The 25,728-nt window shown below is 71.8% G+C and carries 16 protein-coding genes; 11 read left to right on the top strand and 5 right to left on the bottom strand.

Annotated elements, in window-relative coordinates:
* The first annotated feature begins 582 nt into the window (after positions 1-582).
* Genes LO762_RS29665 through LO762_RS29640 form a run of 6 tightly spaced genes read left to right on the top strand, consistent with a single transcriptional unit; the run spans position 583 to position 13,520 of the window.
* Positions 583-3,867, top strand: a complete 3,285-nt coding sequence (locus tag LO762_RS29665) for a hypothetical protein (RefSeq protein WP_230619443.1) — start codon at positions 583-585, stop codon at positions 3,865-3,867.
* Between the two features lie 9 nt (positions 3,868-3,876).
* Positions 3,877-4,041 carry a hypothetical protein gene (locus LO762_RS29660; protein ID WP_230619442.1) on the top strand — a complete coding sequence of 55 codons (165 nt, stop codon included), beginning with the start codon at positions 3,877-3,879 and terminating at the stop codon, positions 4,039-4,041.
* Positions 4,038-6,380 (top strand): LamG domain-containing protein, encoded by a 2,343-nt coding sequence (locus LO762_RS29655; RefSeq protein WP_230619441.1) that lies wholly within the window; start codon positions 4,038-4,040, stop codon positions 6,378-6,380. The genes LO762_RS29660 and LO762_RS29655 overlap by 4 nt, the downstream gene beginning before the upstream one ends.
* A gap of 9 nt (positions 6,381-6,389) precedes the next feature.
* Positions 6,390-7,547 (top strand): ComEC/Rec2 family competence protein, encoded by a 1,158-nt coding sequence (locus LO762_RS29650; RefSeq protein ID WP_230619440.1) that lies wholly within the window; start codon positions 6,390-6,392, stop codon positions 7,545-7,547.
* On the top strand, positions 7,544-11,767 hold the full coding sequence (locus LO762_RS29645; RefSeq protein WP_230619439.1) for a DUF6603 domain-containing protein: 4,224 nt from the start codon (positions 7,544-7,546) through the stop codon (positions 11,765-11,767). The genes LO762_RS29650 and LO762_RS29645 overlap by 4 nt, the downstream gene beginning before the upstream one ends.
* Entirely contained in the window at positions 11,760-13,520 is a 1,761-nt protein-coding gene (locus LO762_RS29640) for a hypothetical protein (RefSeq protein WP_230619438.1), read from the top strand. Before LO762_RS29645 ends, LO762_RS29640 begins: the two co-directional genes overlap by 8 nt.
* A gap of 3 nt (positions 13,521-13,523) precedes the next feature.
* Here LO762_RS29640 and LO762_RS29635 read toward each other — a convergent pair whose 3' ends face one another.
* On the bottom strand, positions 13,524-14,510 hold the full coding sequence (locus LO762_RS29635) for a helix-turn-helix domain-containing protein (protein WP_230619437.1): 987 nt from the start codon (positions 14,508-14,510) through the stop codon (positions 13,524-13,526).
* Positions 14,511-14,832: 322 nt separating this feature from the next.
* Between LO762_RS29635 and LO762_RS29630 the strand changes: the two genes are divergently transcribed.
* From LO762_RS29630 to LO762_RS29615, 4 genes are all read left to right on the top strand, one after another.
* Positions 14,833-15,807: an alpha/beta hydrolase family protein gene (locus LO762_RS29630; RefSeq protein WP_304523718.1), complete on the top strand. Its 975-nt coding sequence runs from the start codon at positions 14,833-14,835 to the stop codon at positions 15,805-15,807.
* A gap of 32 nt (positions 15,808-15,839) precedes the next feature.
* Complete coding sequence (locus tag LO762_RS29625; protein WP_230619436.1) at positions 15,840-17,183, top strand: peptidoglycan DD-metalloendopeptidase family protein; 1,344 nt, start codon at positions 15,840-15,842, stop codon at positions 17,181-17,183.
* Positions 17,184-17,248: 65 nt separating this feature from the next.
* The gene (locus tag LO762_RS29620; RefSeq protein ID WP_230619435.1) at positions 17,249-18,970 is read left to right on the top strand and encodes a hypothetical protein; all 1,722 of its coding nucleotides are present in this window, start codon (positions 17,249-17,251) and stop codon (positions 18,968-18,970) included.
* Between the two features lie 38 nt (positions 18,971-19,008).
* Positions 19,009-20,340, top strand: coding sequence for a peptidoglycan DD-metalloendopeptidase family protein (locus LO762_RS29615; RefSeq protein WP_230619434.1), 1,332 nt, complete (start codon positions 19,009-19,011; stop codon positions 20,338-20,340).
* Between the two features lie 119 nt (positions 20,341-20,459).
* Here the strand turns inward: LO762_RS29615 and LO762_RS29610 are convergent, their stop codons facing one another.
* On the bottom strand, positions 20,460-21,077 hold the full coding sequence (locus LO762_RS29610; protein WP_230619433.1) for a TetR/AcrR family transcriptional regulator: 618 nt from the start codon (positions 21,075-21,077) through the stop codon (positions 20,460-20,462).
* Positions 21,078-21,158: 81 nt separating this feature from the next.
* On the opposite strand from LO762_RS29610, the gene LO762_RS29605 reads away from it, so the two are divergent.
* Positions 21,159-22,016 carry an alpha/beta fold hydrolase gene (locus tag LO762_RS29605; RefSeq protein WP_230619432.1) on the top strand — a complete coding sequence of 286 codons (858 nt, stop codon included), beginning with the start codon at positions 21,159-21,161 and terminating at the stop codon, positions 22,014-22,016.
* Positions 22,017-22,068: 52 nt separating this feature from the next.
* Here LO762_RS29605 and LO762_RS29600 read toward each other — a convergent pair whose 3' ends face one another.
* Genes LO762_RS29600 through LO762_RS29590 form a run of 3 tightly spaced genes read right to left on the bottom strand, consistent with a single transcriptional unit; the run spans position 22,069 to position 25,693 of the window.
* Positions 22,069-22,860: a hypothetical protein gene (locus LO762_RS29600; RefSeq protein WP_230619431.1), complete on the bottom strand. Its 792-nt coding sequence runs from the start codon at positions 22,858-22,860 to the stop codon at positions 22,069-22,071.
* Positions 22,857-23,882: a hypothetical protein gene (locus LO762_RS29595; protein WP_230619430.1), complete on the bottom strand. Its 1,026-nt coding sequence runs from the start codon at positions 23,880-23,882 to the stop codon at positions 22,857-22,859. Before LO762_RS29595 ends, LO762_RS29600 begins: the two co-directional genes overlap by 4 nt.
* Positions 23,879-25,693: a DUF2334 domain-containing protein gene (locus LO762_RS29590; RefSeq protein WP_230619429.1), complete on the bottom strand. Its 1,815-nt coding sequence runs from the start codon at positions 25,691-25,693 to the stop codon at positions 23,879-23,881. The genes LO762_RS29595 and LO762_RS29590 overlap by 4 nt, the downstream gene beginning before the upstream one ends.
* Positions 25,694-25,728: the final 35 nt, after the last annotated feature.

Here is a 25,728-nt window from a genome sequence, read left to right as displayed (position 1 = left end):
GGCGTGGTGTACGCATCCGCACCCCGACGACGAGCCGCGCTGCGGGCCGTGCTCCGAAGTGCCCGCGTTGACCCATGACGGGAGACCGGTGCTGGTGTTCCTTGAGCGGGACCTTGCTCTGGTGTGAGGGCGAGAGGTTCGAGTGTGTTCGTGTGCTCCCGTGCGTTCTCCTGATGGGGGCGGTTGGGGGTGGGCCGAAATGGGTGGGGGGTCGGGGGATTTGGAGGGGTATCGGGGCTGGTTGGGGGTGGTTGAATGGGACATTGGGTGCTAAATGTGGGATTTGTTGGCGGGGGTGGTTGGGGTTGGGTTTTTTTGCAGGTCGGGTGGGGTGGGTTCCGGTCGGGGGTGGTGGGGTTTGTTTCTGGGGAGGGGGAGGTATTGGTGGTTGTCGCCTTAAAGCGAAACGTACGATGCGTCTCGGGGAGAACGGGTGAGGGGTGTCGGATGGGTGAGGTGCTGGTGGTGCCGGTGCGGGTGGATGCGGTTTGGGTGGGTGAGGATGTTGATGTGGTGGGGGCAGGGGATTTTGGGCGGTTGCCGTATGTGGATCCGGGGTCGGGGCGGGATGTGGGGGCGGGGGTGCCGTATCTGAGTGACGTGGTGTTGCCGGTGGCGTTCCAGGACCAGGACTTCACGTTGCGGGCGGGGGTGCATCTGCACTGGTCGCTGCCGGACACGTTGACGCGGCTGGTGCAGACGGGCGGGGGGACGCGGGTTCCGGCGGTGCCGAACCGGTGGCTGGTGACGCGGCGGCGCGGTGGGGCCGTCGAGGGGGCCTGGGTCGTGGAGAGCGACTACGCGGCGCCGGTGGGGAGCGCGACGGCGACGGGGATCGCGTTTCCGCTGCCGGGCGGGGTGCCGTTCCGGCGGGTCGGGCGGGCGGTGCCGCTGGCGGAGTGGCGGGAGGGGCTGCCGGGCGACCGGCTGGACGAGGTGACGGCGGTCGGGCACGGGGAGGCGACGTTCGCGGCGTTCTACCCCGGATGCCACAGCCTCTTCGGGTTCCACGACGCCGAGTTCGCCACCGCGCAGCCGCTCCCGGACACCGTCTACGAGGTCGCCGGGTGGTACTCCAACGCCGCCCAGGATCCTCTCGCGGAGCTGACGACCGGCGAGCAGTGGCGCGAGGCGCTGGTGAAGGACTTCGCCTGGAACGTGCCGGAGGGTTCGGCGCGGCCGGAGTCGACGGTCTGTCACGCCGCGCTGGTCTGGCGGCCCGACGGGCGCACCGTGAACCCGCTGCTCTCCGACGGCGAAGGCGGCGTGTACGTCGGGACGTCCGCGACCGAGGCGCTCGCCGCCCATCTCGGCGCGGAACTCGGCACGGAACTCGGCGGCGCCAGCACCGACACCAGCACCAGCACCAACACCGACGCGGCCGACGCCGTTGAGAACCTGCTCGAAGCGCTGTCGTTCGCCGACGAGTTGGAGGCCAAGCCGCTGGACGTCGGGGTCGGCCTGGACGAGCGCCGCCACGCCGACGGGTTCCGGCCGCTCCCGTCCGGGCAGCTGTGGACGGTCCGCCGCGAGGACGAGCCCGACCCCGACCCGGCCACCCGGCAGCTCCGCGAGGACCTCGTCCTGACCCGTCCGCTCGGCGACCTGCTCAACACCCTCAACACCGCGCAGGAGGCGGTGGACCGTGTGGAGGCCGAGCTGGTCGGGCACCGTGAGCAGCTCTTCGCCGACTGGTGCCGCTACCAGGTCTGCGCCCACCCGGCGGGCGGCGCGCACGAGAACTACCCGGACCCCGACGAGGTCCGCTCCTACCTGGAGTGGTCGATGGACCGCCTCGCCGACCGCACCGGGGACGCCGCCGAGGCGGCCGCGACGCTCGCCGCCGCCAGGTCCGCCCTGACCGCCGCGCTGGCCGCGTTCAACGCCGACCGGGCGGCCCCGGCCGGTGCGGCGTTTGTACTGGACACGGTGCCCGCGCCCCGGTTCCACCTGCCCGCCGAACCCGTCGTGCTGCTCACCGGCGGCGTCGCCACCCCCTCGGACCGGCACGGCAGGGACGGGCTGCTCGACTGCCGGGTCCTGGCCACATCCGGCCCCCGCGACCCCGTCGCCCTGCGCCGCGACCTGCCCGGACTCGGCGTCGCGCCCGAGGTCTGGGCGCACAACCCGTGGAACCCGGTCCTGCTGGAGTGGGAGGTCGAGTACCTGGCGACGGGCGGCGGCGACAACCGCGACCCGTCCGGCACGGTCTTCAAGCCCGACTACGTCACGACCGCCTACGACCTGCCCCCGGCCGCGTCGGATCTGCGCGCCCGTCCGGCGTTCGCGGCCCCGGTCCGTTCCCCGAGCGTCTACTCCGGCCGGACGGTGCTGTCGCACGCCGCCAAGCCGCTGATGGCCTCGCGGGTGCTGCGCTACCTCGCCGGGACGATCACCGCGCCCTACGGCAATGCCACCGGGCGGACGGTCTCGCCCGCCGCGTTCCAGCGGGACCCCGAGCCCGTCCTCACCTGGTACGAGCAGCACGGCGACGACCAGCGCGCGCGCACGCTCGTCGCGGTCTACCGGCATCTGGCCGCGCACGAGGAGGGCAACCTCGCCCAGGTCCTCGCGGGTTTCAACGACGCGCTTCTGATGCGCAGGACCACCCGGCAGCTCCCGATCGATGATCCGCTCGGTTTCCCCGCCTATCAGGCGTTCGCGGCGCGGGTCGCGGCCGCCGTCGGCGACGACTCGCGGCACGCGCCCGAGCCGATCTCGGCGTTCAACCCGATCCGCGCGGGGGTGACGCGCCTGTCGCGGCTGCGGATCGTCGACACGTTCGGCCTCGCCCACGACGTCGACGTCTCCACCGCGCGTGCCGCGAGCCGCCTGCGGGTGCCGGGCCGTCCCGGCTGGGTGGCGATGCCGCCGCGCCTGGCCCAGCCCGCCAGGCTGGCGTTCCGCTGGCTCGACTCCGATCACGACCTGCGCGAGATGAACGACGTCCCGGTCACCTCACCTGTCTGCGGCTGGCTCGTCCCGGACGACCTCAACGACGGCCTCGACGTCTACAGCGACGACGGCGTCCACCTCGGCCTCATCTCCGCCGAACCCGACCCAGCCGACGCATTGCTGGCTCGTTGGAGGGCCGCGCCCGGTGGGCCTATCTCGGTGCCAGAGCAGATCGTGAACGCGCATCTTCGGGCGCTCGTCGGGCGGATCCGGGCGCTCGGCCCCGACCCGTTCGCGGAGTTCGTGACGGCGTTGGACGCGCTCACGTCGGGCATCGAGCCCGAGGACCAGAGCGCCGACCTGTTCACGATCCGGCCGCTGGCCGTCGTCCGCGCCGAACTCGACCTGCAGCTGATGGGTCCGCCCGCCTGCCACCAGGACTGGAACGTGTTCCGGCAGGATCTGCGGCACGGCACCCGCGAGCACGACGGCTACCCCGAGGTCGTCTTCCCCGTCCGGGTCGGCGCCGCCGACCGGCTGGGTGACGGCCTCGTCGGCTACTGGCCGGACGCGGAAGGCGGCTTCATCCCGGTGACGGGCGCGCCGCCGCTGGAGGTCAGCCCGTCCGGCGACCCGCTGACGTTGCTGATGCTCGTCGATCCGCGCGCGCCCGTGCACGTCGTGTCCGGGGTGCTGCCCGCGCAGGCGGTGAGCCTGCCCGCCGCGCAGTACCGGGCGGCGCTCGACCGGCTGCGGGTGCCCCGGTTCGCCGCGCCCGTCCTCACCGACGGCGACGCGCTCGCGCTGCCCGTCCCGTCGATCGCCGGGCACCGGTGGACGTGGCGGGAGCAGGCCCCCGACGGCGCCTGGTCGGACCGGCCGCTCGACCCCGTGCACGACGACCCGGGCCCGCCCGTGCGCCCCACCGCCCGCGAGGGCTGGCTGACGTTGGTTCCGGACCCCGAACACTGAGGACCCCCGATGCAGAAGATCACCCTGTCGCTGTCCCTCCCCGAGGTCAACCAGATCCTGGACGCCCTCGGCGGCCTCCCCTACGCCCAGGTGTTCGAGCTGATAGGCACGATCCAACAGCAGGCGCACAGTCAGCTCGGCCCGGTCTCGATCGCCGAGGAGCGCAACGGATGAGCGACGATCTTGTCCTGCACTGGCCGCTGACCGCGCTCGCCCCGCAGAGCACGGTCCTCGACAGCGGCCCCCGGAACCTGAACGGCCAGGTCAGGGGCGTCCCGGTCCCGGTCACCGACCCGAAGTTCGCCTGCCTGCGCTTTGACGGCCGGGACCAGTACGTCGCCGTCCCGGCGGGCCCGCCCGCCCTGGAGCTGTCGGCTTACACCCTGTCGGCCTGGATCTCCTGGACGCCGGGCGCGGACCCGCGCACGGTCGCGGTGTTCGGCAAGTCCTCGCCGAACCTCCGGCTCCGCCTGACCGACGACGGAACGTTGGAGCACCTGTTCGCCTCCAGCCAGGGCCTGGAGAGCCACAGCACCGCGCCCGGCGAGATCGGCCCCGGCGTCTGGCGGCATGTCGCGATCACCCACGACGGCGCCGCCGCCCGGATCTTGGTGGACGGCGAGGAGCGCGCCGCCGTCCCCTCGCTCGGCACCCGGACGGCCGACCGCGAGGAACTCTGGCTCGCCTGCGGCAACGGAAGCGCCCCCTTCCCCGGCCTGATGGCCCGGTTCCGGGTCTACGCGCGGGCCCTGTCGGCGGCCGAGATCCGCCGGGACATGGCCGACGACGAGCCGCCGCTGGAGCTGTTCGTCCGCTCGCACCCGCTGGACTTCGACTTCGTCAACAACGACGGCCAGCCGGTGCTGTTCATCGCCGACACCGCCGACCAGGTGATGACGCTGGAGGTAAGCAACAGCTCGCGGGCCGACGTGGAGGCCGTCCCGCTGGCGGGGGTCTCGGCGAGCACGTTCCATCTCGCGCTGCGGCTGCGCCGGGGCACCCTCGCGCCCGGCGTCGTGCCAAAATCGGCCTCGCCGGACTGGGACCTGGCCGCCGAACCCGACGGCACCGCCCTGTACCTGCGGTGGCGGGACAACCTGAAGCCGATCCCGCCCGGCGGCACGGTCTCGGTGGACGTCGCCGGGCTGAACGCCGACGGCACCGGCGGCACCCACGGCACCCAGGTCGAGCTGGAGTACGGGGCGGTCCGGTACGTCGGCCAGACCCGGCCGCTCGCCGGCACCCGCGTGCAGTATCTCGACGTCGTCAACCACCGGGGCCGTCGCGACCTGCCGATCGACCTGCGGTTCGTCGGCGGCGACCGGGTGCTCAGCGACGGCGCGACCGTCAGCGCGCTCACCCTGCACCTCACCAACGTGATGGGCGTCGGCAGGGGCATCTCCTTCCCGGCGCGGAGCGCGGCGTTCCGTGTGTCGTTCGACGCCGAGCCGGACGGCGCGGCGGCCGGGAACGAGAAGCCGTGGGCGTTGACGACGGTCGGCGCGGCGGGCGGCGTCACGCTCAGCGCGTCGCCGGGCTGGACGGCGGTGAAGGTCACCGACGCCGAACGCGCCTGGGACGTCACCGCCGACCGCGACACGCTGCTCGCCCCCGGCCAGTACGTCGAGCTGAGGTTCGACGCGATCCGTGGGCTGCCCAGGCCCGGCCGCGCCCCGATCCTCGTCGAGTACCGCGACATTCCCGGCTACGCGGGCGGCACCATGACGGCCTCGGTCGAGCGGACGCCGCTGCTGTTCGGCCAGGCGGCGACCGGTGTCGCGCTGACCGCGCTCGGCGGCCGGATCGGCATCGGCACCGCCGCGCCGCAGGGCCGCCTGCACGTGGTCAACACCAACGAGAACTCGCTCGGCGGCGCCCTCTACGTCGGCCCCACCAACCAGGCGCACCTACGGATCGGCCACCACCAGGACTACTCCTGGATCCAGTCCGGCGGCGGCAAGCCGCTGGCGATCAACCCGCTCGGCACCGACCAGGTCGCGATCGGCACGTCGGGCCCGCTCGGCGGCAAGGTCACCGTGACGCACCCGAGCGCGCACCTCCAGCTCCGCCGCGACTCCGGCCACGGGGGCGGCGGCCAGATCCTGTACCTGGAGCTGTACCAGGACGCCACCAACGGCAGCACCGTCACCTATCCGAACATCCGCTTCCACCACTCGAACAAGTTCTGGAACCGGATCGAGGGACGGCCCGAGGGCATCGCGTTCAAGTGGGGCACGGTCCCGAACGACTCCTTCGTGGACGTCTTCGGGCAGACGTTCGTGGCCTCCACCGGCTTCCGGATCGGCGACGTCACCATCGGGGCCGCCGAGCTGCGCATCCTCAAGAAGCTCGCCGCGGGCAGCCTGGAGTTCGACCTGTTCAACGTCAAGCAGGGCGAGTACGCCTACGCCGCCGACTACAACCCCTACGACAACGACCGCCGGTACGTGTGGACGTGGCGCCGCAAGGGGCGCGTCGACCAGGGCCGCTGGCGCATCACGTACCCGAGCTGAGAGGCGAGCATGCCGCCGAAGCGCAAGAAGCCCTACACCGTGCCGCCCGTGATGCCCGACTTCAAGCGGATCAGGCTCGCGGCGACGGCGGCCGCGAGCCTGGTCGGGGGCGGCGGCCCACCGCCGCCTCCGCCGCCTCCGCCCGCCGCGCGGCGCGGCGACGGCGTGCTCAGGGTCGCCTACGTGGCGATCGGCCAGGGTGACTGCGCCGTGCTCGCCACGCCCGGCGGCCGGGTCGTCATGATCGACTGCGGCACGTCGCCGGAGTTCGACGCCGGGGACAACTACGCGACGGTCGCCGCGCGCGCCCAAGCCGTCCTGTACGACGACCTGTTCATCGGCGCGACCAACCACATCGACGTCGTGATCATCACCCACCCGGACGCCGACCACTACGAGCGTTTCCCCGCCGTGCTCCGGCCGGGCACCACGATCGGCCGGATCTACCACTCGCGGAACTTCGACGACTACAGCACCAACGGCGCGAACGACTTCCTGAAGGGCGCGGTCGCCGCCGTAACCGACATCAGGGAGGTCGTGCACAACGACGACCCGGCGGGCACGGGCGGGCCGGGCGAGACCACGCTGGGCGGCGTCCCGGTGGTGGCGGGCCCGCCGTTCGCGATGGACGTGCTGGACCCCGACGGCGGCATCACCGTCGTCGCCGAGCCGAACTGCCGGATCTCGATCCTGGCGGCGGGCGTCGACCACGTGTACGTGCCCGACCACAGCAACCCGACCAACCGGGGCTCGGTCGTCACCCTCGTGGAGGCGCGCGGCAAGAAGCTCCTGTTCTGCGGCGACGCGACCAGGGCCACCGAACGGTTCCTGCTCAACCGCTTCCGGGCCCGGCTCCAGGACGTCGACCTGACGACGATCGGCCACCACGCCAGCGACCGGACCTCCTCGGCCCCGGACTTCGTGCAGAACCTCCGGGTCCGGGAGGCCGTCGGCAGCGCCCCGCAGTACGTGGCGAAACACCACCTGCCGTCCTGGCCGGTGATCGCCCGCTACCAGGGGATCATGGCCGCGCAGGGGCTCGCGACGGCCGTCCCCGGCAACCGGATCCGCTCCTGGCACGGCAAGAAGAACAACTGGGACACCGTCACGATGCCGATCTACACGACCGGCTCCCACGGCACGATCCTCCGCGAGTTCGAGCCGTGACCCCCGAGGAGGTGCGGCGGGCCGTCCCGGCGGGCCCGCGCCTCGACCTGGACCTGACGGCGCTGCCGGGCGTCGTGGACCTCGTCGCCGGGACGTTCCCCGGCGGCAGGCTCGTGCTCGACCCCGTCACCGCGCGCGACGAGGGCGCGGCGGCGTTGACGGTGACGGGCACGGGCGCGTCCGGGCCGTTCACCGGGATGGCCGTCACGGCGCGGTTCACGCCGGACGGCGGCGGCGTCACCGTCACCGCCGAGGCCGTCGGCCCGGACGGCTGGACGTTCGCGACGGCCTTCCCCGTGCTCACCGGATCGCTCTTCGCCGACGTGCGTTTCCAGCGCGCGGAACTGCGGCTCGGCCCGGATCTCACGTTCTCGGGGCGGCTCGCCTCGACCGGGACGGTGCTGCTCGACCTGCTGGTCGCCGACGGGCACGGCGACGTCACCGGGCAGCTTGAGGTGGTCGCCGGACGGGACGGCACCCGGGTGCCCGCTCTGGTGCTCGACGGGCCTTCGGGGATCACGCTCGACCTCGGGCTGTTCACCCTCAGCGAGGTGGGCTACCAGCTCCGCTGTGAGCCGGTCTATGCCGAGCTGTTCCAGGATCTGCGGCCGCGCAGCACTATCACGCTGCTCGGGGGCGTGCCGATCACGGTCGGCGGGGTCGAGCGGCGGGTGGACTTCGGGGCCGAACTCGGGCCGTCCGCCGACACGCTGTTCTGGGGGAACTTCGCCGGGCTCGGCGCGCTCGGCCTGGACGACGTCGCGCGGTTCGTCGGCGGCGCCGCGTTCCCGAAGCCGTTCGGGATCGACGTCGGCGGCACCGTGAAACTCACCGACGTGCGGGCGCTGGTCCGGCCGTCCGTGCCGACCGTGGACTTTGTGTCGGTGACCGTCGAGACCGACGTTCAGTGGGAGGTCGTGCCCGGCCTACTCACCCTCGAAGCGGTCGATCTCACCTTCCGGGTGGACCAGCCGCTGAGCGGGTCGCCGCAGGTCAGCGGCACCGTCTCCGGGCTGTTCCCGATCGGCGACGAGGGTGTGCTGGAACTCGGCGCGGGCTTCGGCTCGCCCTGGATCGGCGGCGGCCTGCGCGCCGGTGACCCGCCGCTCCGGCTGCCCGAGACCGTCCGGCACTTCCTCGGCGACGGCCACCCGGAGGTGCCCGACCTGGAGGTCGACAGGTTCGACTTCACGCTCCGACGCCCCGGCGACGGCAGACCCACCACCTACAGCGGCGCGCTTGAGGTGTCCGGAGACTGGGAGGTCACCTCCGGTGTTGTGCTCACCGGGCTCGACATCGAGCTGACCGAGACGTCCCTCCTGGTACACACCGGGTTCAGCCTCGACGAGGTCGGACTCCACCTGACCGCCGCGCACAACACGTCCGGCTGGACGTTCGAAGGCGGCAGCCAGCCCGACGCGGTCATCCCCGTCGGCACGTTCCTGACCGAGCTGGCCGGGATGTTCGGCACGGTCCCGGTGCCCGCGCCGCTCGCCGGGCTCCTACTGCACGACCTCGCGGTCGCCTACACCTCGGGCACGGGCCGCATGACGATCGGCGGTGCCGCGTCGTTCCCCGTCGACACCGCCGAGCTGGATCTCGCTCTCTCCTACGACAGCGCGGGCCCGAGCTACGGGGCGGTGCTGACGGCGACGGCCGGGGGCTTCGAAGCCGTCTTTGAGCTGCGGTTCGAGGACGACACCACCGGCTCGCGCTGGGCCGCCGTCTACACCCACGCGGCGGGCCCCGCGCCCGAGGTGAAGGAGATCGTCGGCGCGGTCGTGCCTTCGGTCGCGGCCTACGTGCCGTCCGGGCTGCGCGTCGACGTCGAGGACGCGTTCGTCGCCTCGGACGGCACAACGCACGTGTTCGTCATCGACCTCGACGCGACGCTCGACCTGTCGCATTTGCCCGTCGTCGGGGCGCACCTCGACCTCGGGACGACGGGCTTCGACCCGCTCCGGGTGATCGCGCTTACCGGCGCGCTCACCGAGGCCGAGGTCACCGCGCTGAACACCCTGCCGATCCCGGCGCTACCCGTCGAAGACCTGCCTGCGGGCCTCTCCTTCGCCGGACACCTGAAGCTCGGGGCGTTCGAGGCGCCCGTGACGCTGCCCGTCGCAGGGCCGCCACCGCCGGGGCCCGCGCCCGCGACACCGCCGACCAGCACGGTCACCTGGCGGCAGGTCCAGCGCACGTTCGGGCCGGTGGCGATCGACAGGGTCGGGATCGGGTTCGAGCAGGGCGCACGGCTGACCGTCCTGGTGGACGCGGCGATCACCGCCGGCGGCCTGACGCTCTCGTGCGACGGACTCGGCGCGTCCGTGTCGCTCACCGACCCGGCCGCGCCGCCGGTGTTCGACCTGGCGGGGCTCGGCGTGTCCTACACGGGCGGGCCCGTCCAGGTCAGCGGGGCCTTCCTCAAGGGCACCCTCGCCTACCAGGGCACGACCGTCACGGCCTACGGCGGCAAGGCGGTGATCAGAACCGAGGCGTTGACGATCGGGGCGCTCGGCTCGTACGCGCAACTCCCCGAGGGGCCGTCGCTGTTCGTCTACGCCTTCCTCGACTACCCGATAGGCGGGCCCGCGTTCTTCTTTGTGGAGGGGCTCGCCGCCGGGTTCGGGTACAACCGGCGGTTCGTCGCGCCGCCCGTCACCGCGATCGCCGACTTCCCGCTGGTCGCCGAGGCGGTCGGCACCCTCGTGCCGGGGACGCTGGGCGAGGAGATCGAACGGTTGCAGGACAGCCTGCCTCCGTCGGTCGGGGACTACTTCCTCGCTCTCGGCGTGCGATTCACGTCGTTCAAGATGATCGACTCGTTCCTCCTGGTGACCGCCGGGTTCGGGCACCGGTTCGAACTCGACGTCCTCGGGCTGTCCACGCTGGTGGTGCCGACGCCGGACGCGGCCCAGGCCGGGGCCACCCCCGTCGCGGAGATCCAGCTCGCGCTGAAGGCGTCGTTCGTGCCCGACGACGGGTACTTCTCGCTGCTCGCCCAACTGACCCCGAACTCCTATCTTCTGTCGCGCTCGTGCCGGTTGACGGGCGGGTTCGCGTTCGTGAGCTGGTTCGGCGACGACCACACCGGGGACTTTGTCCTCTCGGTCGGCGGATACCACCCGCACTTCACCGTCCCCGACCACTACCCGTCGGTGCCGCGCCTCGGGTTCGCCTGGAAGGTCTCCGACCACCTCTCCCTGAAGGGGTCGGCCTACTACGCGCTGACGCCCGGCGCACTGATGGCGGGAGCGGCGCTGAGCGCCGTCTACGAGGACGGGTCGCTCCGCGCCTGGTTCGACGCGGGCATGGACTTCCTCATCGCCTGGCAGCCCTACCACTACGAGGCGGGGCTCCACCTGACGGTCGGCGCGTCGTACACGTTCAGCTTCTTCGGCAGGCACACGATCACCGCGCACGTCGGCACCGACGTCGAGTTCTGGGGGCCGGACTTCGGCGGGCGGGCCCACATCGACCTCGACATCATCTCGTTCACCGTCGACTTCGGGTCGCAGGGCGGGAAGAAGGCCGAGGCCGTCCCGTGGAAGCGGTTCCGTGACGCGCAACTGCCCGCCGCCGACAAGGTCGTCTCGGTGGTGCTGCGCGGCGGCGCGCCGCAGGGGGCGTCCGGGAACGACCTGGGAACGATCGATCCGGGCTCGCTGGAGCTCGTCGTCGACTCGGCGATGCCCGCCACCGGCGGCCGCTCCGGCACCGCCGACCTCGCCGGGACCGGGGCGGCGTTCGGGATCGCGCCAGTCGGCGCCCGGCCGGGGAGCTTCACCTCGATCCAGACGATCACCCTCACCCGCGACGGCGGCAAGCCAGCCGAGGCGCTGTTCCAGTGCGCGCCGGTCGGCCGGAACCTGCCCGCCGCGCTGTGGGGCGAGGAGCTGACACCGTCCCTCGGACACGCCGCGACGCGGGAGAACCTGCTCACCGGGTACGTCGTGACGCCCGCGCCGCCGCTGGAGTCGGCGCCGCTGGTGGTGCCGGTGGCGGAGTTCGCGCCGACGGACCTCGCCGTCGAGCACCACGCGTTCACGTGGACGCCGCAGCCCGTCCGGGCCGCCGCCGTCGACCAGACGCTGGACCTGACGGCGGGCGCGGCCGTGCGGGCGGCGGTGGCGGGCGCGCTGCTGCCCGACCTCAACCTCGACCTCAACGGCCTGAGCGCCGCCGACTTCCTCGTGGCCCCGGAGGTGCTCGCGGGTGGCTGACGACCTGACGTTCCTCGCGTTCCGGCGGCCGGTGCTGCCGCCCGGCGACTACACCATCGGCGTCACCCAGGCCGTCGCGGACGTCGCGCCGTCGACGCGGGTCGGCGCCGGCGTGTCGTTCGCGACATCCCGGACGTTCCGCGTGGCGGGCGAGCGGTTCGCACTGCCGCCGGGCATGATCCGGTCGGTGTTCCCGCCGGACGGCGGCCTCGGCGAACACTCCGACACGCTGCCGCACGTGGTGCTCGACCGGCCGACGCTGCCGTGGGAGCGGGCGGGCACCGCACCGTCCGCGACCGCGCCGCCCTGGCTCGCGCTGCTGGTCTTCGACGGCGACGAGCGGCCGGAACAGCGGACCGTAACGCTCGCGGACCTGCCCGCGACCCCGCTGGAGGCCGGGCAGCACGCGGGCGACCCGGTGCACGTCATCGACGTGCCCCGGACGCTGTTGGCCTCGATCCTGCCGAGCACGTCGGATCTGGCGCTGCTCGCGCACGTCCGCAAGGCCGACGACGAGACGGCCGTCGTCGTCGCCAACCGGCTCCCCCGGCCCGGCGCGGCCACCACCGTGCACCTCGTCTCGGTCGAAGGACGCTACGACGCCACCGGGTTCGTCTTCCCCCCGGCGGAGGCGGGCCCGCTCGTCCGGCTGGTGACGCTCGCGAGCTGGCGGTTCGCCTCCGTCTCCGCCGACCACACGTTCACCGCGCTCGCCGCCGCCCTCGTCGACCGGGGCGCGTCCTTCCGGCTGCCCGACAGCGGCATCCCCGCCGCCGACACGTTCCTCGCCCAGGGCCACGTGCCGGTACGGCACACCCTCCGCCAGGGCGGCCGCACCGCCTCCTGGTATCGCGGACCGCTCGTCACCGGCCCGGCGTCGGATGACGCGCCCTTGGGCGTGCGCACCGCCGATGAGCTGCTGCGGCACGACCCGTCCACGGGCATGCTCGACGTCTCCTATGCGGCGGCCTGGCAGCTCGGCCGCCTGCTCGCGTTGCAGAACCGGACCATCGCGCGTTCCCTCGCGGCGTGGCAGCACCGCCGCACCCTCGCCGCCGCCCGCGAGTCCGAGCCTGACGACCACCCCCTACCGCTCGCGCCCATCAACACCGCGCTCCCCGCCGACGCCGCCGCCTTCCTCACCGGACTCGCCCAGCTCACGGGCGTCCCGACCCGCTACCTCATCCCGGATGACCGCCTGCTGCCGCCGGAATCCATCCGCTTCGTCCAGCTTGACCCGCGCTGGCTCGCCCACCTGCTCGACGGCGCCACCAGCATCGCCCGCATCACCCGCGCCGACGCGCTCCGCGACCGGGAACTTCCCCTGCCCGTCCCCGAGACGGCCGTCACCGGCGCCCTCATCCGCTCCGACCTCATCCCCGCCTACCCCGCCCTCCAGATCGCGGGCCGGACGGACACCGCCCCCGTGACGCCCCTCCGGACCACACTCCTCACCCCGACGACCCTCCTCGTCCTCTTCCCCGGCTCCCTCACCGAACTGACCCTCTCCCAACCGGCCCAGGCCCAGCACTTCGCCCTGGACCTGACCGGCACCACCTACTCAAGAACCCTCCGGGCCACCGGCACCGCCCTCCCGCCCCAGCCCGTCCCCCCGAGCCGAGTCCTCTCCGTCACGGCTCTCGCCGCCGCCATCGGCACGGCCCTCAACGTCCCGGCCGCCACCGTCACCTCCGCGTCCCTGGCCCACCACCTCCTGGAGACCACCCACCAGCTCACCTACCTCTCCACCTGACCGCTAGGGGGTGTAGGCGTGCAGCTGGGTCCTCACCTTGTCCAGGTAGGGGGCGATCTTGCGGAGGCCGGGCCCCTGCTGCTGGACGGTCCACGTGGAGGTGCGGTAGGCGGCGGCCAGGTTGAGCGCGGCGTCGCCGGGCACACCCTGGAGGATGGGCGCGAGCGTGCAGAGCATCCGGCCCAGGGCGGCGATCGACTCCTCGGCGGTGAACGGCGGCTCGGGGACGACCGCCTGCTGTTCCAGCGGAAGGTAGTGGCGGAGGACGCGCGGCGTCCAGCGGGCTATTCCGTACTCGTCCTTCGCCGGGTCGGCGAGGTTCGGGTCGAATCCGCTTTCCACCTTGAGGATCGCGGCGACGAGCGCGGGCGTCACCTCGGGGGCCGGACATCTGTTGGCCGCCGCCATGATCTGCGGCCGGTAGATCGGCGGGACGTCGGAATCGGCGCGCAGTTCCTGATCGCCCGCCACCTTCTTGGGGGAGTCCAGCGGGACTTCGGCGTGGCTGGGCTTCTCCGGCGAATACAGGTTCTGCAGGAAGACCAGAAAGAGGAGCACCAGGGAAAGGACCGAAGCCCACCGGGTGACGAAGTTGCGGAACGTCCGCGTCCGGAACCGGGAAACGTCCACCGTTCTTCGGGGCGCGACGGGCGGAACCGGCGCCTCCGCCTCGGACGGCGTTCCCGCCATTTCCGGTTCCACTTCCTCGTCCACCACCGCAGCGGACATCAGAAGGCTCAGCTTTCTCCGGCGGCCCTCCCATTCGTGCGGGTCGCCGCCGCACGCGGTGACGTAGGCGGCGAGCACCGGCTCGGTGGGGAGTTTGAGTCCCGAGGCCGCGGCGGCGAGCGTGGACGCCGAATAGTGGGTCCGGGCGGCGAGGTCCCGGTAGGACGGGCTGCCCGCGCGCCGGCGCAGGTCCCGTAGATCCTGCGCGAACCGCTGGAGCGGCCCCGCCTCGGGGTCCAACCGCTGTTCGAGCCTGCCCATGACGCCTTCCCCTTTGTCCGAAGCTTTGTCCGACGCGTCCACGTTCCGGCCCGTCCCAGCAGGCCGGACATCCTCGCGGATGTCCGATGTCGGCGGGACGGGGGCGCACCGCCCGGGTGGAGGCCGGAACCTCGGCTTAGATGAGGTTCGGCCAGCCCAGTCACCGGCGGCTCGGAACCCCCACCCAGCAACAGGTTCCACGCCGACGCCACCCATACATACATGCCCGTTTTTCTGTACTGAAGGTTGTCGGCCGATACCGGCCCGTGGGTGGGCGCTCCCGCGTGGCTGACCAGGCGATTCCCCGTCCGAGGAGCATGATTTGAGTGAGTTGATTCTCACCCGCAGGGGTGTGTTGAAAGCCGCGGGCGGTCTCACCGCCGCGCTGACCGTCGGCGCCGGCGGCGCCCTGATCCCCGCGTCGGCGGCCGGCGCCGTCGGCGACGGGTTCGGGTTGCGCGTCGTCGACCGCAACGAGGCCGACCACCGGATGCGGTACTACCGGTTCGCGACAAACGCGATCGGATGGAATCCCGGCGTCAATGTCCTGCTGCCGGACGGATACCACAACAGCGGCCTCCGCTATCCCGTTCTCTATCTGTTCCACGGCGGACAGCAGGACTTCATCACGTTCGACCGCCACCGCGTCCGCGACTGGACCGCCGGAAAACGCATCATCGTCGTCATGCCCGACGGCGGCGCGGCGGGCTGGTACTCCAACCCGGTCCACTCGAACGTCGGCCCCCGCAACTGGGAGACGTTCCACATCGCGCAACTCCTGCCGTGGATCGACGCGAACTTCCGCACCTACGCCGAATACAACGGCAGGGCCGTCGCCGGATTCTCCATGGGTGGATTCGGCGCGCTGAAGTACGCGGCCAAGTACTACGGCCATTTCGCCTCGGTCAGCTCGCATTCGGGCCCGGCCAGCCTCCGCCGCGACGGCGGCGCGGTCGTGCACTGGGCCAACGCGTCGTCGGCGGCGGTCGAGCTCGGCGGCGGAATGGTCTACGGCGCCCCGTGGGACCAGAACCGGATCAACGCCGACAACCCGGTCCAGCGGATCGAGAGCTACCGCAACAAGCGGGTCTTCCTCGTCGCCGGGACCAGCCCCGACACCGTCTGGGACTGGTTCAACGAGAGCCACGTCCTCAACGGCCACCGCGAGTTCAGCTCCCTGCTCCGTCAGGCGGGCATCCCGCACGAGCCGCTCGAACGGCCCGGTGGCCACTGGATCCGGCCGGACATGTTCATCCGGGACATCGACGGCATCATCGGCCGGCTCCGCAAAGCCTGACCCAAGGCACGCTCCCACCCCCAAGGAGACACATGAGGATCACAAGGGTCGGCCTCACGGCCGCGGCGGCGCTGTTCCTCGCGCCGCTCGCCGCCGTGTCGGTCGCGACCTCGGCGCAGGCGGGCATGGAGGACACCAGGCCGGACTTCCGGCTGCCGTTCCCCTGCAACACCAGGATCGAGCTGAAGACGTACGGGGGCCACAACCCCACCGACAAGAAGATCGACATGTACCGGTACGGGATGCAGACGGGCAGCCCGATCCTGGCGTCGGCCGACGGCTACGTGCACGAGAACGTCTCGCCCGGCGGGCTGGAGATCCGGCACGGCAACGGCTGGTTCACCCTGTACCTCCACATGACCAACGTCGCCCGGCCCGGCACCACGGTCAGGCGCGGCGACGTCATCGGCTACATGGGCTCCGTCGGAGCCAACTACCCCCACCTGCACTACGAGCAGCTCTACAACCCGAACAGCGACCAGAACGCCGAGAACCAGCACATCGTCCATTCGAGGCTGCAGGGCCAGTTGCTGATCATGCACCCGGACCGCCCGATCGACATGGTGAGCACCAACTGCGGCACCCCGGTGCCCAGCGGGAGCGGCCTGTTCGCGCTGTCCCCGGACCGCTCGGGCGTCTTCCAGTACACCGGCCAGGGCAACGCGTGGACGAAGGTCGGCGGCGCGGCGGGCCAGCTCATCACGGGCGGGGCGGGAGTCTTCGCCACGAACCCGTCCACGGGCGACCTCTACCGCTACAACGGGACGCCGGAGAACTGGAGCAAGGTCGGCGGACCCGGCGCCCAGTTCGTCGTCAGCGGCGACCGCGTCTACGGGCTGAGCCCCGACCGGAGCGCGGTGTTCCAGTGGAACGGCTCCGGCACCACCTGGACGAAGGTCGGGGGCGCGGCGGGCCAGCTCTACGCGGGCGGCGCCGGACTCTTCGCCACCAACCCGTCCACGGGCGACCTCTACAAGTACAACGGGACACCCGAGAACTGGAGCAAGGTCGGCGGACCCGGCGCCCAGTTCGCCGTCACCGGCAGCCGCCTCTACGGGCTGAGCCCCGACCGGACCGCCGTCTTCCAGTGGAACGGCTCCGGCACCGCGTGGACCAAGGTCGGCGGCGCGGCGGCCCAGCTCTACGCGGGCGGCGCCGGACTCTTCGCCACGAACCCGTCCACGGGTGACATCTACAAGTTCAGCGGCACCCCCGAGAACTGGGCCAAGGTCGGCGGTCCCGGCCGCCAGTTCGCGGTCACCGCCGACCAGCTGTACGGGCTCGCGCCCAACGGCCAGGCGGTCTTCCGGTGGACCGGGTCCGGCACGTCGTGGGTCCAGGTCGGCGGCCCCGCGCACTCCATCTCCGGCCGATAACCGACACCGTTCCGTGGGCGGGCCGGCCCCCGGCCCGCCCACGGGGAACCCCCTGGAGCCCCACCGTGCACCTCCGCACCGCCCTCGCCGCCGTCCTCGTGGCGGTCTCGCTCGGGACGGTACCCGCCGTCCCGGCCGCCGCCGCGCCCGCCGAGTCCGTGACCACCGGGGACTTCTTCCGGATCTACGACCCGAGCGTCGGAGAGACCCGGCCCTGGTACATCAACGACCACACGTTCATCCGGGACGAGGCGACCGGAACCTGGCACCTGTTCGGCATCACCCACCCCGAACCCGCCTCCCCCGAGGACGAGGACCAGTTCGCGCACGCCACCGCGCCCAGCCTGCGCGGCCCCTGGACAAAACGCCCCATGGCGTTGACGGTCGACCCCTCCTACGGGGAGTCGCACCTGTGGGCGCCGCACGTCATCCGCTCCGGATCGACGTACTACATGTTCTACGCGGGCGGCCAGACCGTGGGCGACGCGTCCCGGAGCCAGATCAACCTCGCCACGTCCACCGACCTGTACCACTGGACGCGCCGGGCGGCGGGCCCCCTGTTCCGGGACGGATGGGAGGCGCGCGACCCGATGGTCGCCCGGATCGGGTCCCAGTGGGTCATGTACTACACCGCGACGGAGCGCGCCAACGGGGGCCGCGACGTCGTCGCCTACCGGACCAGCACCGACCTCGTCACGTGGAGCGCCCGGAAGATCGCCTACACCGCCGTGGGAGACGGCTGGACCGAATCCCCCTACGTGATGCAGCGGAACGGCCTCTGGCACCTGTTCCTCGGCGGCTCCTCCTCCACCGCGGACTACGTGGGGGCCGAGGTGTACGCGAGCACCGACCCGTTCCGGTTCACCCAGTCCGGCCAGGTGGGCAGGCTGCCGTCACACGCCGCCGAGGTCGTCGCGGACACCGACGGGAGCCTGTGGCTGAGCAGCGCGGGCTGGGGCGCGGGCGGCGTCGACCTGGCACGGCTGAGCTGGCGCGCGCGGCCGTACACCCCGCACCGCGTGTACGGGCTGAGCCCGGACCGGAGCGCCGTCTACCAGCGGACCAGCGGCTCGTCCTGGATCAGGATCGGCGGCGCGGCCGGGACGCTCATCGGGGGCGACGGCAACCTGTTCGCGACGAACCCGACGACGGGCGACCTCTACAAGTACAACGGGACACCCGAGAACTGGAGCAAGGTCGGCGGACCGGGCGCCCAGTTCGTCGTCGCGGGCGGCAGGCTCTACGGGCTGCGGCCCGACCGGAGCGCCGTCTACCAGTGGACGGGCTCCGGCACCACCTGGACCAAGGTCGGCGGCCCGGCGGGCAGGCTCTACGGGGGCCCGGCCGGACTCTTCGCCACAAACCCGACATCGGGCGACCTCTACCGCTACAGCGGAACCCCCGAGAACTGGACGAAGATCGGCGGACCCGGCGCGCAGTTCGCCGTCACCGTCGACCGCGTGTACGGGCTGAGCCCCGACCGCAGCGCCGTCTTCCAGTGGACGGGCTCCGGCACCACCTGGACCAGGGTCGGCGGCGCGGCGGGCGCGCTGTACGGCGGCGGCGCCGGACTCTTCGCCACGAACCCCCTCACCGGCGACCTCTACAAGTTCAGCGGCGTCCCGCAGAGCTGGAGCAAGGTCGGCGGGCCCGGCGCACAATTCGCCGTCACCGGAGACCGCATCTACGGGCTGAGCCCCGACCGCAGCGGCGTCTACCAGTGGTCCGGCCTCAGCCTCGGCTGGGCCAGGATCGGCGGCCCCGCCGCGAGCATCACCACCGACTGACACGCGCTCTTCGCACCCCCCACCCTCGAAGGAGACGCATGAAGATCCTCAGAAGGATCGGCCTCGTGGCGGCGGCGACGCTGTTCCTCGCGCCGGTCGCCGCCCTGCCCGCCGCCGCCCCGGCCGGAGCGGCGGAGAAGCCCGCCTTCCAACTGCCCGTCCCCTGCGGCCAGCGGTGGACGACCTCCACCCACGGCGGCCACGCCAACCAGTACATGATCGACATGATCCCGACCAGCGGGCCCACCCTCGGCCAGCCGACGCTCGCCTCCGCGTCCGGCCGCGTCGTGATCTCGGAGTTCTCCAGCAGCGCCGGGAACTACGTCGTGATCGACCACGGCGGCGGCTGGCAGACCCGCTACCTGCACCTGGACCGGCGCGACGTCGCCGTCGGCGCCAACGTGGAGCGCGGCCGCCAGCTCGGCACCGTCGGCAACACCGGCGCGTCCCAGGGCGCGCACCTGCACTACGAGCAGAAGCTGAACGGCACCGTCGTGCAGGCCACCATCGACGGCCGCCTCCTGCCCGTCAACTGGTCCTACAACCAGCACTTCGAGGTCAGCCGCAACTGCGGCAACCCGGTGCCGAGCGGGAGCGGCCTGTTCGCCCTGTCGCCGGACCGCTCGGGCGTCTTCCAGTACTCCGGCCAGGGCACCGCCTGGACAAAGGTCGGCGGCGCGGCGGGCGCGCTGTACTCGGGCGGCGCGGGGCTTTTCGCCACGAACCCGTCCACGGGTGACCTCTACCGCTACAACGGCACCCCCGAGAACTGGAGCAAGGTCGGCGGCCCCGGCCGCCAGTTCGCCGTCGCCGGCGACCGCCTGTACGGCCTCTCCCCCGACGGCACCGCCGTCTTCCAGTGGACGGGCTCCGGCACCACCTGGACCAAGGTGGGCGGCGCCGCAGGCACCCTCTACGCGGGCGGTGCGGGCCTCTTCGCCACCAACCCGTCCACCGGCGACCTCTACCGCTACAACGGCACCCCCGAGAACTGGAGCAAGGTCGGCGGCCCCGGCGCCCAGTTCGCCGTCACCGGCAACCACGTCTACGGCCTCAGCCCCGACCGCACCGCCGTCTTCCAGTGGACCGGCTCCGGCACCACCTGGACCAAGGTGGGCGGCGCCGCAGCCACCCTCTACGCGGGCGGCGCGGGCCTCTTCGCCACCAACCCGTCCACCGGCGACCTCTACCGCTACAACGGCACCCCCGAGAACTGGTCCAAGATCGGCGGCCCCGGCGCCCAGTTCGCCGTCACCGGCAACCACGTCTACGGCCTCAGCCCCGACCGCACCGCCGTCTTCCAGTGGACCGGCTCCGGCACCACCTGGACCAAGGTAGGCGGCCCCGCCCACTCCCTCACCGGCCGCTAACCCTTCCCTCCCACCCCCACCGCCCTGCGGGCGGGCCTCTCCCCGGCCCACCCGCAGGGCTCCCCCGTTCCCACCGACCGCCCGCCGTGCCGTGTGGCGGTTCGGTGATGGTCCGTCGGCTAGGTGGGGCGGGCCGGGTGGGTTTCGGGGAGGACGCCCAGGCCGAAGAGGGCGATGGTCTCGGTGATCAGGGTGTCGGCGTCGGTGGGGTCCAGGTAGCCGTCCACGAACATCTGGGAGAGGCCGTAGACGAGGGCCTGGGCGGTGACGCGGACGAGGCGGGGGTCGGCCGCGCGGAGGTCGCCGCGGCGCTGCCCGGCGACGATGAGGTCGGTGACGGCCTCGGTGAAGGCGCGGTGGCCCGCCTCCAGCGCCGGGGCGCGGGTCGCGCCGAAGACGGCGGCGCGCAGCAGGGCGAACCGGTGCGGATAAGTCAGGGCGTAGTGCACAAAAGCGGTGCCGAGCGCGCGGAACGGGAGGTCGTCGGCGGACTCCACGGCGGCGCGCTGGATCCCGCTGAAATCGACCGCGACCGCCTCGGTGACGGCGGTCATCAGCGCCGCCCGGTCGGCGAAGTGCCGGAACGGCGCCGCCGGGGAGACACCCGCCCGGCGCGCCACCTCGCGGACGACGACCGCCTCCGGCCCCGCCTCGTCCAGCAGCTCGACCGCGTGCGCGACGAGCGTCTCCGGCAGGGATCCGTGGTGGTAGGGCCGACCGGTCTCCCGGGAACTCACCGGACAAGTCGTACCACACCTTGACACCCGCGCCGGGAGCGAATGTAATCATCGATCACATCGAGGAGAGGGCGGACACGCATGGGTGCGGAGCGGATCACGTCGTTCGCGCGGGGCGGTTGGGTGTTCGACGTCGTGGACGGGGGGCCGCTGGACGGGGACGTCGTGGTGCTTCTGCACGGGTTCCCGCAGACGTCCAGCTCCTGGGACCGGCTCGCGCCGCTGCTGCACGCCGCGGGCTACCGGACGCTGGCGCCCGACCAGCGCGGGTACTCGCCACGGGCCCGGCCGCGCGGGCGGTTCGCCTACCGGCTGTCCGAGCTCGTCGCCGACGTAGTCGCGCTCATCGAGGAGGCACGGCTGGGCGGGCGCAAGGTGCACGTCGTCGGGCACGACTGGGGCGCCGCCGTCGCCTGGACGCTCGCCGCGACCCGGCCGGATCTGGTCGCCACGCTGACCGCCCTGTCCGTCCCGCACCCCGCCGCGTTCATGCGCGCCCTCTTCACCAGCCGCCAGGCCCTCATGTCCTGGTACATGTTCTTCTTCCAGCTACCGTGGCTACCCGAGGTGGCCCTACGCACCCTCCACCGCCGCGCGCGCCCACGCCTCATCGCCGGACTCGTGCGAAGCGGCAAAACCGAAGCCGAAGCCACCCGGGACGCCGACTTCCTAGCCCACTCAGGCGCCCTCACCCCCGCCCTCAACTGGTACCGCGCCATGCCCTTCAACCCCCCGGGCCGCCTGGCCCCCGTCACCGTCCCCACCTTGTACGTCTGGAGCGACGCCGACCCCGCCCTGGGCCCCAAAGCCGCCACCCTCACCCGCCACCACGTCACCGCCCCCTACACCTTCCACATCCTCCCCAACACCGGCCACTGGATCCCCGAACAAGCCACCCCCGAAGTAGCCACCCTCCTCACCCCCCACCTGACCCCATGACCGATCCGCCCAAGCCTCCGGCACCGGAACGCCGCTCCCACCGCGTGCTCGGTCATTCCTCCTCGACGACCTCCTGAAGAACCGCGTCCCCACCGAACACCCACCGAAGCCACAACGTCGACTCGACGTCCCAGTACGGCGCCGCCGTCAACCCGCCCGACACGGGAAAGCACAACCCCTGCGTGGCCGCTATCGCCCGCAACGTCATGTGCACCCCCGCGAAGTCCCGACCAACCCGCCGCCAGTCCGGATAGACGATCCCGCCGTCCCCCCGGGGATACTCAGCCACAAACTCCACCCAGCTCTTCGCATCCGTGATCTCCCGCACCCGAATCCCCCCACCGCCGGGCCGAAGATGCCAGGTCCGCCACGGCAGCGGGAAGAGGTCGGATCCTAGGTAACCGTCGAGGTAGGCGCGCCACATGCTGCGGCCTTCGCTCGCACACGTCGAGGTGAACAGACCGACGTCGAACGGCTTGGCGCTGAGAAGATCCCCCTGCGCCGTCTCCGGAGGAACGAAGAGCGCCTTCGACGGCGTCAGCCGTGGCTCCGGCGCGACGTCCTCCCGGCCCGTCCCCGTCCAGTGCTGACGTGACAGGCACAGCGGCCCGGCGACCAGGTCCGCGTCACGTTCGGCGATGACGTCAAGCAGCCGACAGCCCCCGACGATCCGATCCGCCGCCTCCGGATCCCCGACCCCGTCCCCACATTCCGCTGCCGCCCTGGTGTCGGTGTGCTCGGACATGACGTCGGCGAAGTGGTCGAGGTCGCTGTCGAACCAGGGGTGTGCGGCGTCGAGTTCGGCGACGCGGTGGCGCAGTGTTCGCTCGACGCTGGTGTTCATGGGGAGCGGGTGGGGTGCTGGAAGTAAGGGGGGAGTAGCTTTTCGGCTGGTTTTTTGTGGGGGGTGTAGGAGAGGGAGGGGGTGGGGTCTTCGCTGTTGGGGAAGGCGTCCCACATCCAGAAGTGGACGCCGTGCCACCAGGGGTGGGGGGTGAAGGTGGTGAGGAGGGCCTTGTAGGCGGCGGCTTGTTCTTTTGGGGCGGGGGTGGTGGAGAGGGTCCAGGAGTAGGGGGCGGTGGTGGTGCCGCGTTGGCTGGTGTAACCGGCTTCGGTGAAGAGGATGGGCTTGTTGTGGGTGGCGGAGAAGGAGGACAGGGCTTTGACGTGGGGGGACCAGGCTCGGCGTAGGGCGGCGACGGAGGTGGTGGGGCTTGAGGCGAGGGGCCAGTAGGCGTCTATGCCGATGAGGTCCAGGGCGTCCCAGAAGGGGACGGAGCTGTAGGAGTCGTAGTTGGCGGCGTAGGTGAGTTCGCCCGGGTAGAGGGCGCGGACGGCGGCGATGACGTCCAGCCACTCGGTGCGGTGGGCCTGGACTCCGGCGAGTTCGGTGCCCACGGCGAACTCCTCGATGTTGAGGGAGGCGGCCAGGCGGGCGTAGTGGAGGAGGAATGCGCGATAGGAGGTGAACCAGGCGGCGAGGTCGTGGGGGCGGATCTCGGCCCTGTCGCGGTCGTCGGGAAGATCGAGGTGCGGTTTCAGGAGGATCTTCAGGCCGTGCCTGCGGGCCAGCGCGACGACGTGGCGGAGTGACGCGTCCGAGGCGGTCTCCTCGGTGCGTCCGATGGCCGACGCGGCGGGGTCGGACTGGTACCAGGTCGGGGTGAGCTGGATCCAGCCCGCGCCCGTCGCGGCGAGGGACGCGACATGGGTGGCCGCCACCGGCGAGGCGTAGTCCGTCTCCGTCCAGGACGGGAGGGCGAAGCCGTACTGGCGCGGCGGCGCGGCGGCGTGCGGCGCGGCGCAGGCGGCGGCCCCCAGGAGGAGGGCCGCCGCCAGCGCCGAAGCCGGACGTGCGGTCGTCACGGGATGACGGTAGCCGGGTCCACGAAGGTGTAGCCGAGGTTCTGGATGCCCTCGACGGTCTCCTGGAGGGGGGCCACCGGGAAGTACGGGTGGTAGAAGAACGAGGCGAAGCCGTCGCGTACGGCGAGGTTGTACTCGGCGGCCCGGATGAGGTCCTCCGGGAAGCGCGCCGGGTGGTTGTTGTACGCCTCGGGCTCGTAGTTGCCGAGGTTCTCGGGCAGGACCTTGCCGCCGGTCACGTCGGTCACCGGGTAGGGGAAGAACTGGCCGATGATCCTCGTGTAGTCGAGGGTGCCGCCCGCGAGCGTCCCGGACGGGTAGATCCGCCTTTCGAGCGCTGCCGCGAAGATGTTCTTGATGGCCGTGTAGTCGTCGATCGAGGCGGCGTAGTGCGGGGTCGTCCAGATCGTCGGGGTGGGCAGGTCGTGCTGGGCGTACAGCGCCCGTCCGGTGGTGATCCGGTTGGTGGCCCAGGTGACGGAGTCGCCGATGACGGGCCCGTCGAGGATCACGCTGTCGTTCTCGTCCACGTGTGCCCGGTAGAACTCGAAGTCATCGCCGGTGACCCCGTTGTACGGGTTGGGGGCGCTGCCGTTCTGGTGGGTGTAGCCGTGCTGGATGAGGCGGCCGCCGTTGTTGAGCATGTATTCGAGGACCTCGATGAGGTCGGGGCTGTCCTGGAGCTGGACGGTCTCGGGCACGTCGTCGTTGTAGGTGCCGTTGGGGTCCTCGTAGCGCGGGACGAGCTGGAACGCGTAGGGGATGTCGGCCTGCGCGAGGTACTCGGCGATGTCCTGGAGTTCCTCGGGGTCGCTGTTCGGGCTGATGTCCTCCAGCCGCAGTATGGCCCGGTGCCTGGTCGTGGTACCCGGGGCAAGCGCGTCGAACAGGAGGTCATGCCAGGCGATGACGCGGTCGGTCTCGTTGACGTACGCGTAGGGGATCTCGCCGAGGTAGGTCAGGTTGGACGAGCGGATGGCCCACGGGAAGGGCGTCGCGGGTGTCGTCACCGGGTCCTGGCCGGTGGCGAGCTGGGTGACGATCCCGGGGTTGGTGACGTAGGGCTTGATGACGCCGCCGTCGCCCGCCGTCGGGATGGTCCGGGTGAGGGGCTGGCCCTTGTAGTCGACGCGCGCGGTGCCGACGCCGCCGAAGAACGAGTTGGTGGCGTCCCACCCGTACTTGGTGCTGAACGTGGACACGCCGATCTTGTTGGCGAGGTTCCAGATGTTCATCCCGATCCACACGACGGGCTTGGTGGTGCTGGCGACGTCGCCGTAGAACTCGTCGGGGATCGCGTCGGGGATACCGCCGCCGTAGTACGTCGAGCCGATGTAGATCGTGGCGGTGTAATCCTCCGTTTCCCCTTCGACATAATCCTGTACCGGTTTGACGGTGACCGTCCCGAAGTGGCCAGCGAGGTTGGCGGTCGCGATGCCGTACAGCTCGCCGAGGAATCCGTAGGGTCCGGCGTTGTCGTAGAGCACGAGCGCGGACGGCGCGGGGTCGGCGGCGGCGGTGACCACACGTGGCCCGGAGACGAGCCGGAGCCGGAGCGCGGCGGGTTGCGCGATCCGCTTCCGCTTGGCCTCGGGCAGTGGTTTGACGGTGCCGCGCGGGTCCTTCCGGCGGGCGCGTTCGCGTAGCCGGATCTGGTCGGCCAGCGCGTTGAAGACGGTGCTGCGCTCGCCCGCCGCGGGGATCGTGAACTTCGAGGGGGCGGCGAACGACCCCGCGTGGGCGGTCCCGCCCGGTGCCGCCAGCAGCCCCCCGAGCACGGCGAACGCGACAAGTATCCGTTTTATCCGCATATCTCTGGACTTAGCCCTCCGATTGTCCCTATTGG

Source organism: Actinocorallia sp. API 0066 (assembly GCF_020991275.1).
Taxonomy (GTDB): domain Bacteria; phylum Actinomycetota; class Actinomycetes; order Streptosporangiales; family Streptosporangiaceae; genus Actinocorallia.
Note: the sequence above shows the minus strand (reverse complement) of the source record. Positions and strands in the feature narration are given on the sequence as shown.

What these genes read in the sequence shown, in the direction of transcription:
- LO762_RS29615 (WP_230619434.1), top strand. Translation starts at nt 19,009, where the DNA reads ATGAAGATCCTCAGAAGGATCGGCCTCGTGGCGGCGGCGACGCTGTTC.
- LO762_RS29590 (WP_230619429.1), bottom strand. Translation starts at nt 25,693, where the DNA reads ATGCGGATAAAACGGATACTTGTCGCGTTCGCCGTGCTCGGGGGGCTG.
- LO762_RS29600 (WP_230619431.1), bottom strand. Translation starts at nt 22,860, where the DNA reads ATGAACACCAGCGTCGAGCGAACACTGCGCCACCGCGTCGCCGAACTC.
- LO762_RS29655 (WP_230619441.1), top strand. Translation starts at nt 4,038, where the DNA reads ATGAGCGACGATCTTGTCCTGCACTGGCCGCTGACCGCGCTCGCCCCG.
- LO762_RS29660 (WP_230619442.1), top strand. Translation starts at nt 3,877, where the DNA reads ATGCAGAAGATCACCCTGTCGCTGTCCCTCCCCGAGGTCAACCAGATC.
- LO762_RS29625 (WP_230619436.1), top strand. Translation starts at nt 15,840, where the DNA reads ATGAGGATCACAAGGGTCGGCCTCACGGCCGCGGCGGCGCTGTTCCTC.
- LO762_RS29635 (WP_230619437.1), bottom strand. Translation starts at nt 14,510, where the DNA reads ATGGGCAGGCTCGAACAGCGGTTGGACCCCGAGGCGGGGCCGCTCCAG.
- LO762_RS29650 (WP_230619440.1), top strand. Translation starts at nt 6,390, where the DNA reads ATGCCGCCGAAGCGCAAGAAGCCCTACACCGTGCCGCCCGTGATGCCC.
- LO762_RS29605 (WP_230619432.1), top strand. Translation starts at nt 21,159, where the DNA reads ATGGGTGCGGAGCGGATCACGTCGTTCGCGCGGGGCGGTTGGGTGTTC.